This window comes from Streptomyces sp. NBC_00663 (genome assembly GCF_036226885.1).
Taxonomy (GTDB): Bacteria; Actinomycetota; Actinomycetes; order Streptomycetales; family Streptomycetaceae; genus Streptomyces.
This window is the reverse complement of the sequence record NZ_CP109027.1, coordinates 194,053-208,045: the sequence shown is the minus strand read 5'-3', so window position 1 is coordinate 208,045 and position 13,993 is coordinate 194,053. Positions and strand designations below refer to the sequence as shown.

9 protein-coding genes and 6 pseudogenes are annotated in these 13,993 nt (G+C 66.2%); 7 read left to right on the top strand and 8 right to left on the bottom strand.

The annotated features are described in order from the left end of the window. Window positions 1-208 precede the first annotated feature (208 nt). The 3 genes and pseudogenes from OG866_RS00900 (at window position 209) to OG866_RS00890 (ending at window position 3,835) form a co-directional block, all read left to right on the top strand. Window positions 209-955, top strand: a pseudogene (locus tag OG866_RS00900) (transposase). A gap of 30 nt (window positions 956-985) precedes the next feature. Further along, window positions 986-1,132 carry a pentapeptide repeat-containing protein gene (locus OG866_RS00895; protein WP_329331325.1) on the top strand — a complete coding sequence of 49 codons (147 nt, stop codon included), beginning with the start codon at window positions 986-988 and terminating at the stop codon, window positions 1,130-1,132. Between the two features lie 558 nt (window positions 1,133-1,690). Next, complete coding sequence (locus OG866_RS00890) at window positions 1,691-3,835, top strand: MMPL family transporter (protein WP_329331324.1); 2,145 nt, start codon at window positions 1,691-1,693, stop codon at window positions 3,833-3,835. Window positions 3,836-4,038: 203 nt separating this feature from the next. Here the strand turns inward: OG866_RS00890 and OG866_RS00885 are convergent, their stop codons facing one another. After that, entirely contained in the window at window positions 4,039-5,490 is a 1,452-nt protein-coding gene (locus tag OG866_RS00885; RefSeq protein WP_329331323.1) for a sensor histidine kinase, read from the bottom strand. Next, window positions 5,487-6,179, bottom strand: a complete 693-nt coding sequence (locus OG866_RS00880) for a response regulator transcription factor (protein WP_329331322.1) — start codon at window positions 6,177-6,179, stop codon at window positions 5,487-5,489. The genes OG866_RS00885 and OG866_RS00880 overlap by 4 nt, the downstream gene beginning before the upstream one ends. Window positions 6,180-6,692: 513 nt before the next feature. Between OG866_RS00880 and OG866_RS00875 the strand changes: the two are divergent. Beyond that, a pseudogene (locus OG866_RS00875) lies at window positions 6,693-6,869 on the top strand (putative immunity protein); the annotation flags it as partial. 293 nt (window positions 6,870-7,162) lie between these two features. Here the strand turns inward: OG866_RS00875 and OG866_RS00870 are convergent. Then, window positions 7,163-7,417: pseudogene (locus tag OG866_RS00870) on the bottom strand (IS1096 element passenger TnpR family protein); the annotation flags it as partial. 482 nt (window positions 7,418-7,899) lie between these two features. Between OG866_RS00870 and OG866_RS00865 the strand changes: the two are divergent. Further along, complete coding sequence (locus OG866_RS00865; protein ID WP_329331321.1) at window positions 7,900-8,055, top strand: DUF6131 family protein; 156 nt, start codon at window positions 7,900-7,902, stop codon at window positions 8,053-8,055. Window positions 8,056-8,183: 128 nt separating this feature from the next. On the opposite strand, the pseudogene OG866_RS00860 reads toward OG866_RS00865, so the two are convergent. Beyond that, window positions 8,184-8,869, bottom strand: a pseudogene (locus OG866_RS00860) (spore photoproduct lyase family protein); the annotation flags it as partial. Window positions 8,870-9,292: 423 nt separating this feature from the next. Here OG866_RS00860 and OG866_RS00855 point away from each other — a divergent pair. Then, the gene (locus OG866_RS00855; protein WP_329331320.1) at window positions 9,293-9,562 is read left to right on the top strand and encodes a hypothetical protein; all 270 of its coding nucleotides are present in this window, start codon (window positions 9,293-9,295) and stop codon (window positions 9,560-9,562) included. Between the two features lie 373 nt (window positions 9,563-9,935). Here OG866_RS00855 and OG866_RS00850 read toward each other — a convergent pair. The 4 genes and pseudogenes from OG866_RS00850 to OG866_RS00835 form a co-directional block, all read right to left on the bottom strand. Next, a pseudogene (locus OG866_RS00850) lies at window positions 9,936-10,115 on the bottom strand (transposase family protein); the annotation flags it as partial. Between the two features lie 241 nt (window positions 10,116-10,356). After that, window positions 10,357-11,466 carry a hypothetical protein gene (locus OG866_RS00845; RefSeq protein WP_329331319.1) on the bottom strand — a complete coding sequence of 370 codons (1,110 nt, stop codon included), beginning with the start codon at window positions 11,464-11,466 and terminating at the stop codon, window positions 10,357-10,359. A gap of 131 nt (window positions 11,467-11,597) precedes the next feature. Further along, window positions 11,598-12,248 carry a hypothetical protein gene (locus OG866_RS00840; RefSeq protein WP_244292035.1) on the bottom strand — a complete coding sequence of 217 codons (651 nt, stop codon included), beginning with the start codon at window positions 12,246-12,248 and terminating at the stop codon, window positions 11,598-11,600. Between the two features lie 23 nt (window positions 12,249-12,271). Beyond that, on the bottom strand, window positions 12,272-12,904 hold the full coding sequence (locus tag OG866_RS00835) for a hypothetical protein (RefSeq protein ID WP_329331317.1): 633 nt from the start codon (window positions 12,902-12,904) through the stop codon (window positions 12,272-12,274). 273 nt (window positions 12,905-13,177) lie between these two features. On the opposite strand from OG866_RS00835, the pseudogene OG866_RS00830 reads away from it, so the two are divergent. Next, window positions 13,178-13,930 (top strand): annotated as a pseudogene (locus OG866_RS00830) (transposase family protein). Window positions 13,931-13,993 lie beyond the last annotated feature (63 nt).

Below are 13,993 nucleotides of genomic sequence, written 5' to 3'. Positions count from 1 at the left end.
GCAAATACGTCTCGGTCCGGAATTCGGAGGCGTGGGGCATGTGCGCCTCTGTCAGGTTTCGACCGTTTCGGCGGGAGGACCAGAGCACCCAGTGAGCGTTTCAGCAGGGCCACTGATCGGGTGACGCCGACAGGGTGCGCAACGCACGAGGCTCCCGTGCCGATGGGGGAGGTGTTCGAAGTCCCAACCCGCAGGCACAGGAGCCGCGTTGGTTCCGTATTCTGCACTCGACCTGCCGCACGCCCTCGTCGAGTGGGTAACCATGCTCATCGTCACTCGCGAGGGTGGCCGACGGTGCAAACTTCCGCCGCACCAGCGTGCGCTGGTCGGCCTGGTGTACCTGCGACGCCACGACACCCTCGCCCAACTCGCGGCAGGCTTCGGCATCTCCGTCGGCACCGCCCACGCCTACACCGCCGCCGTCAGCGAGCTGCTCGCCGGCCGCGCCCCGGCCTGCTGCGTGCCCTGCGCGAAGCTGACCCCGACCATGTCCTGCTGGACGGCACCCTCGCGCAGTGCGACCGGGTCGGCGACAGGCAGGCCGACTACTCCCACAAGCACAAACGGCACGGCGTGAAAGTGCAGCTGGTAACCGATCCGGACGGTCGGCTGCTGTGGATCTCACCCGCGCTGCCCGGCTGCGCCCACGACCTGACGGCGGCACGCACCCACCGCATCATCCGGATCTGTGAACGCCAGGGCGTCCCAGTCCTCGCCGACCGGGCCTACAAGGGGAGGCGGCCTATGGGTGACGACACCCCTCAGACGCCCGCCGGGCCGAGAGCTCACAACGACCCAGCAAAACGTCAACCGCGCGCTGTCCGCGGCCCGGGCGCCAGTTGAACGCGGCGTCGCACGCCTGAAGTCCTGGCGCATCTTCCGCAGATCCCGGTGCAGCCCGAATCGAATGACGTCAATCGCTGCTGCCGTCCTCACCCTGGAGCGGCAACGCTGAAAGCGCTCAATCATTCAAGCTTGCGCGACCGTGATCGACGCGGACCTGTCCGGCGCGATCCTGACCCGCGCGACCCTGATCCGCACGGACCTGATCGGCACGGACCTGACCTGCACGTTCCTGTCCGGCGCGGACCTGTCGACAGCTGCATCACCCGGTCGCTGCGGATCCGCCTGACCAGCCCGACAGGAGCCCTGATGCGACTCGGCCCGCAGACGAGGGCGCTGTGGGAGATGTTCTCCGACCTGACGTTCCTCGACGACGCCCACCAATACGCCGTCGGCATGGACGTCCGGTACGCCCTGGGCGACGACCCACCGGTTCGACGGCACCCTGTGCCCGGACATGAGTTGACGCTGGAGCGGCGCGCCCCGGACATCGTCACCGCGGTGACCTGGTCGGCGGACATGTTGCGTGAGGGTCGTGGGCTCCTGCTGGACCTCGTCGGCCGCCCGGATTGCCCGCGATGCCGCGGCCGCGTGGACCGGACAGGTCAACGCCGTAAACCGCCCGCACGGACCGGGTGGACATCGACGCGTTGCTCATTCGGCCCGACGGCCTCGTCGCCTGGGCCTAGCCCACCGGGCGGGACCTCGACGCCACCACGCTGGTGCCTGCGCTGAACACACGGTCCGGCCACCCGGCCTGAGCACCGCATTAACAGTCGTCTCAGGTTCGCTCAGTAGGAAGTCGGCATCCAGACAAGCGATGCAACGCGTATGTAGGAGGCTAGTGATGGCAGTCAACGCAGCGCCGTCCGGGGGAGCGCCGGCCGGTCGGTTGGCAGGCCGGTGGGTGCCCTGGTTGGTGATCGGCTTATGGCTGGTGCTGGCGGCGGGCATGGTGCCGCTGAGCGGAAAGTTGAGCTCGGTCACCACCGACAGCGCCGTGGACACCCTGCCGGCCAGCGCCGAGTCCACCAAGGTGGCGGTTCTGGACGACCGTCTCCCCGGTGGTGACAGCAACACGTTCGTCTTCGTGTACCACCGCGCCGACGGCATGACCGACGCCGACCGCGCGACGGTCGAGCGCCACTACAACACCCTTGCCAAGCGGTACCCCCCGACGGCGGCGGTCGGCGAGGACGACGATGGCTCACCGCTGAGCCCCTCCACCGACCGCAAGGCGATGATGTTCACCCTTGAGGTGAGCACGGCCTACGGCGCACCGGAGGACATCGTCGGCCCGTTGCGTGACGCCGCGAAGGACCGTCCCTCGGGCCTGGAACTCGACGTGACCGGCCCGGGCGCGATCGACGGCGACATGGACGCCGTCTTCGACGGCATCGACGTGCAGGTCCTCCTCACCACCATCGTCGTCGTCACGCTCCTGCTCATCCTCACCTACCGCAGCCCGGTGCTGTGGATCATCCCGCTGCTGGCCGTGGGCGCGGCCGCACTGACCGCGATGGCGACCGTCTACCTGCTCGTCAAGGGCTTCGGCATCGTGGTCAACGACCAGAACTCGGCGCTGCTGACGATCCTGGTGTTCGGCGTCGGCACGGACTACGCGCTGTTGCTCATCGCTCGATATCGCGAGGCACTGCACCACCATGAGAACGTCCGGGTCGCGATGGTCCACGCGCTACGCGGCGCGGCGCCGGCCATCGTCGCGTCCGCGGCCACCGTGGTGGCCGGCCTGCTCTGCCTGCTCGTCGCGGACCTGAACAGCACCAGCGGGCTGGGCCCGATCGGTGCGGCCGGCATCGTGTGCGCGCTGGTGGCCATGCTGACGCTGTTCCCGGCAGTGCTCGTGGTGCTCGGCAGGCGGATCTTCTGGCCGGCCATCCCGCGGTTCAGCACGGCCGTGGAGGAGAAGCCGGGGTTGTGGGGACGGCTCGGCGCCGCCATCAGCCGCCGCCGGTGGGTGGCGACGCTCGGCTCGCTCGGAGTCCTCGGGGTGTTCGCCCTCGGGCTGATGGGCAACACCGGCGCCCTGCGGGAGCAGGACCAGTTCCTGTCCGCGCCGGAATCGGTCGCCGGGTTCACCGTTCTGCGCCAGCACTTCCCGGAGCTCGGCGGCCAGCCGATGACGGTCTTCACGCGGCCCGCGCACCAGGAGCGGGTGCTCGACGTCGTCAAGGACACTCCCGGGGTGGCCCTGGCCATCCCGGAGCAGACCAGCGGTGGCTGGGCCAACATCTCCGTGTTCCCGAAGGACGCGCCGGACACCGCCGCGGAGTACGACACGATCAAGCGGGTGCGCACCGCGGTGCACACGGTGCGCGGGGCGGAGGCGATCGTCGGCGGGCCGAGTGCGGAGAACCTCGACACGGAGGTGACCACTAAGCGCGACGAGAAGCTGGTGATCCCGCTGGTGCTCGCCGTCGTCCTGATCATCCTCGGGCTGCTGCTGCGCGCGATCGCGGCCCCGCTGGTCCTGATGGCCACCGTGATCGTCTCGTTCGCCGCAGCCTTCGGCGGCAGCGTGTTCGTCTTCGACACGATCCTCGGGTTCAAGGGCATCGACTCTTCGGTGCCGCTGCTGGCCTTCCTGTTCCTGGTGGCGCTCGGCGTCGACTACAACATCTTCCTGGCCAGCCGGGCCCGGGAGGAGACCGTGCGTCTCGGCACCAGAGAGGGCATGCTCAAAGCCCTCTCGGCCACCGGTGGCGTCATCACCTCGGCAGGCCTGGTCCTGGCGGCCACGTTCGCGGTCCTCGCCACACTTCCGCTGGTGATGCTGGTCGAGGTCGGGTTCCTGGTCGCCTTCGGCGTGCTGCTCGACGCGCTACTGGTGCGGTCGGTCCTGGTGCCCGCCCTCACCCTGCTGATCGGCCGGCGGGTCTGGTGGCCGAGCCGCCTGTCCCGTCCATCGGCGCAGCTGCCGGACGGTCAACAGCCGCTCGCCGAAGACGAGGAGCCCGCGCTGCAACGGTGAGCGCGGCGGCACGGACGAGATCCGGGACGGGCCCAGGCCCGTCCCGGATTTTTTTCATGGGCCCGACGGGCGCCGCCCTTTGGTCCTGCGCCGTGCGGCCGGGGCTGGGGTCGACGCATCCCGGGTCCCGCCCCGACGGTGAGCCGCACGGGAACATGCCCGAGGACCGCCGTCCCTCGTCATGCGCCGCGCCGCCGGGCGGGTCAGCACGCCGTGGTGTCCTCCCCGGCGGTGAGCCGCGCGGTCGGGGCGGGCGGGGCCGCGGCCGGAAGGTCGACCCGAAGCAGCGCGCCACCGCGTGCGGAGCGGGCGACGCTGGCCCGGCCGCCGTGGGCGTCGACGACCCGCTGCACGATCGACAGCCCCAGACCGGATCCCGGCAACGCCCGGGCGCTGTCGGCACGGTAGAACCGGTCGAACACCCGCGGTACGTCGGCGGCGTCGATGCCCGGCCCGGCGTCGTCGACCTCGAGCACCACCGAGGCGTCCTCGGCACGGAGCCGGACCTGGACCGGCTGGTCCGCGGGGGACCACTTGCCGGCGTTGTCGATGAGGTTGAGCACCGCCCGCTCGAGCGCAGCGGGACGCCCGCTCACCCACACAGAGGTCACGTCGAGCGCGACCTCGACGTCGGGCGCGCGGGAACATGTCCGGGCCGCGGCGGCCGCCACCACGTCAGCGAGGTCGAGCAGCTCGGTGCTCTCGTCGCTGACGTCACCGCGCGCCAGGTCGGTCAGCTCGGCGACAAGCGTGCTCAACTCGGCCACCTGGGCGCCGAGATCGTTGAGCAGCCGGGTCCGGCTCTCCGCCGGCAATGCGCTGTCCAGGGTGCCGCGCCGATCGAGCCGGATCAGCAGCTCGACGTTGAGGCGCAGGCTGGTGAGCGGGGTCTTGAGCTCGTGGGCGGCGTCCTCGGCGAGCAGCCGCTGGGCCCGCCGGGAGTCCCGGAGCGCGGCGAGCATGTCGTTGATCGACTGGATCAGCCGCCGGATCTCCCCACCGCCCTCATCCGGGATGTCGGCGTCGAGATCCCGGGTGTGCGCGACACGTACCGCGGCGGCGGTCAGCCGGTCGATCGGGCCCAGCCCGGTCCGCGCCACGGCCCGCCCTACAAGGGTGCCGCCGAGCACGCAGAGCAGCCCGATCAGCAGCATGCCGAACCCGAACTGGTTGATCGGGCTGTCGTCGGCGACCTGGGCCACCTGGACCGCGCCGTCGCCTGCCCGCAGCGTGTAGATGAGGTAGCCGTCCTCATCGCTGTCCTTCGACTCCATCAAATCGGCCGACGCGCCCTGCGCCACGCGCCCGGCGTGCTCGCTGACGGGGGGCAGCACGGGTTGGCCTGCCGGCGTCCGGGTCGAGCCGTCGGGCAGGATGACCCGCACCAGCCGACCGGATCCTGGATACGGCGGTAGCTGGACCTGCGCCAGACCGGCGCGCTCCGCGTTCGTCGCCAGGACGCGGGAGTCGGCGCGCAGCTGGTTCTCGGCGGCGTCCCGCAGCTCCCAGCCCAGTAGTTCGCTGGCCACCTGGAAGGCCACGAACACGCTGAGCGCGATGGCCGTCGCCGCGATCACCGTCAGCCTGCTCCGCAGGGACCGTTGGCGCCACCATCGGGTCAGCCGGCGCGGTTCCCGGCCGGCGGGCCTGCTCACGGAGGAGTCTCCCGCAGCACGTAACCCAGGCCGCGCAGCGTGTAGATCAATCGCGGCTCACCCTCGGCCTCCATCTTGCGGCGCAGGTAACTCACATATACCTGGAGGTTGTTGGCAGTGGCGCTCATGTCGAAGCCCCAGATCGCCTCGAACAGCGCATCGCGGGTCAAGACCCGGGTCGCGTTGCTCATGAGGACCTGCAAGAGGGAGAACTCGGTCCGGGTCAGACGCAGCGGCCGCCCGCCCCGCCACGCCTCGAACCTGTCGGGATCGAGCCGGACATCGGCGAACGACAGGATCTGCGACTCGTCGTCGGACTGCGTGCGCCGGCGCAGCAGGGCCCGCACCCGGGCCAGCAACTCCTCGGTGGCGAACGGCTTGGGCAGGTAGTCGTCGGCGCCCGCGTCCAGCCCTGTGACCCGGTCGGAGACCTGGTCACGGGCGGTCAGCATCAGCACCGGCAGATCCCGGCCCGCGGCCCGCAACCGCCGGCAGGTCTCCAGCCCGCCGAGGCGGGGCATCATCACGTCGAGGATCAGCAGATCCAGCGTGTCGCCGTCGGCCCCGACGATCCCGTCGAGCACGGCGAGACCGTTGGCGACGGTGCTGGTGTCGTAACCCTCGACCTGGAGCACCCGCTCCAGCGAGTCACGGATGGCCGCTTCATCATCCGCGATCATGATCCGCACGCCGGCCCGCCCCCTTCCAGTCGATGTTTTTTGCCGCTCATTGTCTCCGATCACCCTGAGGCCAGGCTTAGAGCGTCGCTGGGGACCGCGCTCTCACGGTGCCTAGGGCACGCTCCTCGTCGAGGGCCGCTGGTACTGCCCGTCCATGTCCGCGCCCTTCATCAACGCCACCATCCACCTGCACGCCGAGCGGATCAGCCACGGGCAGAAGGGACCTCCCTGTCCAGCACAAGGCACTCAGCTCGAACCGGCCTGAGCCGCTGCCGTCCGCAGCCAGGGCAGTGAGTACACCTGAACTCGTCCGTGTAGAGCGCCCTGCCGCCCACCAACGCGCAGGTTCCGGCGACTGAGCCGCCAGAAGTTTGCGAACCTGCCTGCTTTGCACGGCGGCGCTGTCGACCTGGGTGGGGCCGTGTTCGCTGGGTGGCCTGGTGTTGTGCTGCCAGATGATCCGGGTGCGCCGGTACTGCTCCTTGAGCCGGGCTGCGGGGAGTGCGCTGGCCGCGGCTTCGGCGACGGCGCGGCGGTCACGCGATGGGTGCGGCTCGGGACCTGCGGGGTGCAGCGCGGCATGCCGCTTACGCCGCCGGCCAGGCCGCAGTTGTCGCGCACGTCGCGGCGCAGGAGCCGGGTGCGGCTGCCTGTGCGATCAAGGCCGCACGTGCTGCCGCGCCAAAGGGCGAGAGCGAAGTGCCAGCGGCCAGTTGGTTTTCCCACTCGCGGTCACTTCGATTCCCCACTGACGGCCACTTCGTGTACGCAACGTGAAGACACCCCCGGCGGTGTTCGCCCCACCACGGCAAGATCGGAGGCAGGTCGCTGAGACCGCGGGCCGGCCGCTTCGGCATCGGCGACTCCCCATCGTCCCCGTCCCAACGGCGCGCGTACTGGACCGGAAGGCTGCCCCAGCCCCAGTAGGGAACCGGGCGGTCGGGCACCTCGCCGAGTTCCTCGAGGGGATCAATACGTTTCTCCGCCACCGTGCACAGGTGCGCCCAGGCATCGCCCATATCAAAGACATAGGCGAACTGTTCGCCGGCCTCCAGCCTGCTCAGCTTGGTCACATGGCCGTCCACGGTGCCGTCCGGAGCCTCCCCGTCCCACCAGTCCAGCGGGCTGACGCGGGCGGCGTCGGACAACGTGAACAGGTGCAGGTGAGCCAAGTCCCAGCGCGCGAAGGCGAGATCGATGGCCGAGGCGAGCCGCGCGAAGGAGTGCGACCGAGCAGCGGCGAACACCCGGCCGGGACGCGGCCACAGGTCCGCACCGTGACCGGAGACCAACTCCACCCGGATCGACAGCCAGGTACGAGCCACGTCAATCCCCCATGCGCCAGATCGGCGAGCCAGCACCCAGGCTACTGAGTGTGACTGCCCACTGGGGAATCGGGCTGGCTGTACTTGGGAGATTTCTGCTGGCCGCCGTCACACGCGGCCGAACCGGAGGAACAGCTGAGCCGAGCCCGAGCGGAACTGCGCGAGGCCACCGAGGAGGTCGGCCGGGCGGACACCGCGGTGAAGGACGCCGTCCCAACCGCCCTCACCGACGACGCATAGCCGATCCCTGTGGGACGCCATCGGACCCGTCGATGCCGGTGATGCGGCCGGATCCGCCGGGCCGACCGATGGACAGGGAGCGAGCGGCGGGTTCGGCCAGTCGGCGTGACCAGGCTGTTTCGGGGCACTCGGGAGCTACGGCAGGTCACATCAGGAGGTAGATCATGATCGCGCTCGGCATCATTCTTCTTATCGTCGGTTTCCTCACCGGCATATCGATCCTGTGGACTCTCGGCATCATTCTTGCCGTGGTCGGCGCCGTCTTCTGGGCCATGGGTTCCATGGGGCACGCGGTCGCCGGTCGACGCCACTATTGGTGACCGTACCGTTCACCGGTCGGCGCCCTCGTGCTGAGCGGGCGTCGCCTGCAAGCCCGGGCCTTGTGGGGCAGGGGTCCATGAGACAGCGAAGGATCCTTGTCCCCGCAGGGCGAGAGCGGCCGTAGGTCTCAGAACGCGTAACGCACCCGCAGCCACGGCACATGGGTACTGAGGAGTCCGCGCAGGGTGTGCACGGCTTTCGGCTTTGATGGGGTTGCGGTAGCGGACGTTGGCGGCGCCGTTCTGCGAGCGCTTGCCCTGTTGCAGCTCGGGCTGCCCCAGCAGGTCCTCGGCGCGCGGATGCCAGCCGAGGTTGACCTGGTGCAGGTGCTCGTTGTGGGTCAGCATGATGACCTCCGCCGCGGCCTGCTGCTTGACTCGCTGCGGTACGACGTCGTCGACCTGCCGCAGGAGCTCGGTCCAATCGTCCTGCCATCCGGGTCGCAGGACGACGGGGGAGAGGTTGAAGTGGGCTTGGTACCCGGCCTCCGCGAAGTCGGCCGCGGCGGCGATGCGGTCGGCCACCGCCGAGGTCCGCAGGTCCAGCAGCCGGGCATCGGCCGGGGGCACGATCGAGAAGCGGATCCGGGTGCCGCCGCGGGGGTCCAGTGCCAGCAGATCCGCGTTGACGAACTTTGTGGCGAAGGACGCCTTGACGTGCGGCCACTGGCCGAAGGCGGTGACAAGGTCTGCGGTGTTGTCACAGATCAGCGCGTCCACCGAGCAGTCGCCGTTCTCGCCGATGTCGTACACCCAGGCCGTCTCGTCGCACTGGTTGGGCTCCCCGTTTACGGCCCGGGCGGGCGATGTGCCGTGCCGATACGGAGGGACATCCGCTGAGGGTGCCGCAGGGCGATGTCGTTGGATGCGAGTCGGGGTGCGAGCTGCTGAACTCCGCTGGTGACACGATGAGTTGGCAGTACGGGAGGGGGGAGTTCATTGCTCCTGGCAGCCGGCCGTTGAGGGGCCCACATAGACGAAGCCTCATCAGCCCGCCATCTCGTCGAGGCGCTGACCGCCCTGATCGAGGATGGTCTCATCGCGCCTCAGCCGGTCATGCCTCTGGCCCCGAGGATCTGGCAGACACCGCCGCCGCATTGGGGCGAATGCTCCGAGCACTGCGTGCCAAGTGAGCCCTGAGCGGCGGATACAAGCAACCCCGAAGCGCACCGTGGAGTCTTCCAGCACAAGCGCTGCGACAGGCGACGAGTGAACGGAAACGCTGGAGGGTGCCCACATGAGAAGTGAACCCAATTTGTACCTGATGGTTCCTCACGACTTCGATGATTCCGACGCGGATTCGCAAGTCCACCCCATGGCCCGAAAGTTGTTCTTCGGTTCGGCCGTGGCGGAGCCCTTCGAGGAAGCCGCCAAGTGGGTCGCCGCGCATGACGTCCGCGTGATCGATACCTCTTGGGAAATCGCTCCCGCCGATGAAGAGTTTTCGTACGTGTTGAGCCTGTACTTTTCCTTCGAGGACGACGGGATAGAAGAAGGTGAAGACTGATTGATTGAGGAGACCTGGGCCCTCCCCCTGTGACCCTCGACGGCACGATACGGATCTTCATGTCGGAATCGCCAACACGTCGAAGATGGGAAACCCTGTCCGATTCAGGAGCAGGGGCGCTGTCATCCGATCAGCTGGCCTTCTCAGCTCCCAAAGGTGGTCGCCAGTAGCTGAAGCTACGATCCGCGGACCATTGACTTTGGGGGGAAATCATCACTGACACACCGCCACCACCGTTCTATCCACCCGCACCGTCCGCGCCCTCGAGTCCACCAGAGAAGTCCCGCAACGGGGTCGTGATCGCTGCGGCCGCGGTAGTGATCGTTACCGTCATTGCCACCGGAATTCTGGTGGCACGGAGCCCTTTCCAACCTCACGCGGAGGCGTGTTGAAGGATGAGGACGGCTTGGACGATCGCGGTGATGCGGTTGGTGCTGCAACGGAGCTTTCGTAGGAGGCGCCAGTCCTTCAGGGTGGCCATGGCCTGCTCGCCGAGGCAGCGAATCTTGGCGTGTGTGCTGTTGTGCCGGCGCTGCCAACGGCCTCTTGCAGGACAGCCGTAGACGGTGGTTGATCGGTGTCGTAGCCGTCAGCGTTGCCGTCAAAGACACCAGGAGCGGGAAGCCGGAGACGGCCGCATAGATCGAGCCGACCAACCCTGCGCTGGCCACGCCTGCCAGGTCCGCCTGAACAAGCCGCGCAAGCCAAGCACCCCGCGATCAGTGGCCGCAGGGCTGTTCTATGTGCAGACGGTCGAGTTCCCGTGCCCGCCGAGCCAACTCCGCGCTCACTGCTCAGGCAGTAGCCCACTCCTCTATGACCGATGCAGTTTCCTCGATACAGCTGTCAACGGCCTCGACGAACGATGCAGCGTCGTGCGACGGAAAATAGATCGGCACGAGTCCAAAGAGTGGCTGATTTGCATCCACTCTCGCCAGGTCGACGCGAGAGTCTAGGTTGTAGTGCATCAGGGTGTTGCGGAACGGCTTTGCTGAGCGATCCATAATCAGGCTTGCCGACCACGTGCCCGTGATCTTCTCGATAAGCCTCGTGGACTGCGTGGTGAGGTCACCGGGTCGTTCGTCATGAAGCATCTGCAAGCTGCCAAGAACCTGGTACAGGGTCAGAAAGCGTATCTTGAATACGGTGTACTCGACCTCATTCGCATCTGCGCCCAGCCCGACCATCGAGTCGACGAAATTCATCAAACCCCGGAAAACCATCAGTAGCCGGTTGATGTCTAGCGTACCCTTGCCATTAAATACCTGACCGTAGTACTTAGTCGATCGAACGTCGTTGTCCCGCTGATCAAAGCGCATCGGATCGAGATGACTCACAAAGGTCTTCGCGCCTGAATCGGTCCTCGCGCCCAGCCCGCGGAAGTAACGGCCGTACTCTTCGTAGACGGATTGCAGATTCGGACCCGACCCCGTTTCCAGTAGTGCGACAGGATTAAATCCCAGATGGAACGTGGCGGCATGCGTTGTCGAGATAATCCTTCCGTCGTAGCTATAGAGACCCAAGTCTGTCTCTAGAAAGCGGGCGGCCTTAAGCCACGTGTTGTTAAGGAACCTATCCGCGTGTGCAGGCGAGATCTCGTCACGGAAGTACGCAAGCTGCCCTTCAATGCCGCGCCGGTTGTCCTCGAAAAGCTTCAAACTGTGGCGCGAACGCGCCACGATTGCTTCGGCGTCAGCCGACAACAAGGCGGGCAAGGCAGGATCAATGCGCTTGAGCTTGCTATACGACTCATGTACAAACAGTGACAGGTACGGCGCCAAACAGAACATGATGGTACCGCTGTGTCCGGAGGCTCTCGATGCACTCAAATCGCGACTGAATCGGCCGACATAGGCAGCATCACTTCTTATGCCGAGCGCCACCACATCATCTTGAACTGTCATTATTCCCTCTTCTTTCGATCAGAATCATTCTCGGTGCACCTGACATCATCACAATGACCCAAGTCATCCGTACGCTAACGGTGGCTGCTAGTGAGAATTCTTCACACCTACCCCTGACCTATTGGGTTCGCCTACGCTGGGTACTTCCTCATGAAGGCTTCTACTCCACCGATGAGCCGACGTACCTGATCGCGGTCGTAGTCGGCGTAGTCCCCGTGGGCTGCCTTGTTCCGGAGGTCCATCCAGGCGGTAACTTCCTTCTGCTGCAAGCCGTCGTACACTCCAGCCTTCTTGAGGTCGGCGTTCATAGTGTCGGCCTTCTTTGGCTTGCCTGCCACTGCCGTCGTCACATTGTTCTTCGCGCACAGAGCGCGCACATGAACTTCAAGGGACGTTCCCGTGATGACGGCCGCGGCGTCCTTGTATCCCTTGGCAAGCAGCCCCTCCGCCATTTCCAAGTAATCGCGGTAGGTATCGGCGTGCACCAGCTCAACGACCGATTCAACCCACCCGGCGACCAAATCGTCACGTAGTCCCAGTGCGACGATGCGCACTTCTCTGAGTCGATAAGGCTGTACTCTACGGCGGGCAGTGTCAAGCTGCTTCATATACATAGAGGTCGGTCGCGTAGCCCGCTCGATTGCGGCTTCGAGCCGGTTGCTGAGAACAACGGGGTCGTCTGCCCCGTCATGCAGGAGAGACCAGTTATCGTTCCGTGCGTAGTTTTCGGAAGCCTTGATCAGAAAGTTGAGCTGCTCGACTACCTTGTCGATGTTGGCCATCGTTTAGTCCCCTTGTCTGCGCGCTATGCCGAGTACTTCAGCATGAAGTCCCGCACGCCATCAATGAACATACGTACCTGGTGTTCGTCGTAGCTTTGGTAGTCACCGTGAGCCGCCTTGTTGCGCAGGTCCATCCAGGCCGTAATCTGCTTTTGCCGTAGTCCGTCATAGACGTCAGCCTTCTTCAGGTCGGCGTTCATGACGTCGGCCTTCTTCGGTGCACCACGGGCCAGTTCGATGTCTACGCCATATTTAACACAGAGCGTTCGCACATGAACTTCCAATGACGTACCTGTGATGACAGCTGCGGCGTCCTTGTACCCCGATTGCAACAACGTCTCTGCCATATCCAGGTAATCGCTATGGGTGTCAGCGTGCGCCATCTCAACAACTGTCTCCACCCATCCGGATGCCAGATCGTGATGGAGGCCAAGAGCAATGCTAAAGACCTCGCGAATCTTCAGCGAGGTTCGCTTTTGTTCCCGATAGACATCTAGCTGCCTTACGTAGCTACTACGAGGAGGTGCAAAGCGATCGATAGCGGTTTCGAGACGGCTCACAAGGGGCTTGGCTCGATCAGAGGCCAGTACTCCTTCGGTACGGGTGCTGATCATTTCTCGGTACTCAGCAATAAGCTCATCAAGCTGAGCCGTCATCCTCGCTACGTCCATCAACTCGCAGCCTCCGTGTGGTAGTTGATCATCGAAGAACGGATCAGGATATGACCCGACAGCGCCCTCGCGCCAGTGGATTGCCGAGGTCCACCGAACCGGCGCGGCCTGCTAGACCGTGTATCGAAAGTGGATCTTGGGCAGTGAGCCTTTCCAACCTGACGGGTGGTTGGGCTGGCAGCCCTGGCGGAGGGCATGAAGAAAGCTCCTGGTAGACGGGTTCACGACCAAGATCACCAGTCCGCCAGGAGCTTTCGCGTGCTTGTCTACCCGTCCGGCATCGATCTGTCCAGCCGCACTCTGCGGCATCTTTCCGGTCTTCTCGCAGATCACCGTCGTCGGATCGGTTCGCGCTGGCGTCGCCTGACCTGCGGTCGGCAGGCCCTGCTCGTCCTGGCCCACCTACGCTGCGGCGACACCTACGCCCGCCTTGCCGCGGGCTTCCGCATCGGGATCGCCACGGCCTACCGCTACATACGCGAGGCCGTCGACCTACTGGCCGCCCTCGCGCCCACGCTGCAACAGGCCATGACGACCGTCCGGAAGAAGGCGTACGCGATCCTCGACGGCACCGTGCTACCCATCGACCGTATCGCCGCCGACCAGCCGTACTACTCCGGGAAGAAGAAGCACCACGGGATGAACGTGCAAGTCCTCGCCGATCCCGCCGGGCGCCTGATCTGGGCCTCGGACGCACTGCCGGGAGCCACACACGACCTGACCGCGGCCCGGAACCACGGCATACCCGCCGCCCTCGCCGTAGACGACATCAAGTGCTGGGCCGACAAGGCGTACCTGGGCGCCGGCCCTGCGCTCCGTGTCCCGATCCGTGGCAAGCACCTCCGTGGCTGGCGCCGACACCACAACCGCGATCACGCCAAGATTCGCAGCCTCGGCGAACGCGCCATGGCCATACTCAAGTCCTAGCGGCTCCTGCGGAAGCTCCGCTGCAGCACCACCCGGATCACAGCCGCCGTCCGTGCCGTCGTCGCCCTCGAACTCGCCACCTGATCAAGATGGAAAAGGCTCACGGTCCGACGGCAGTGGCCCGGACACGTCGACAGCGGCCTCTTC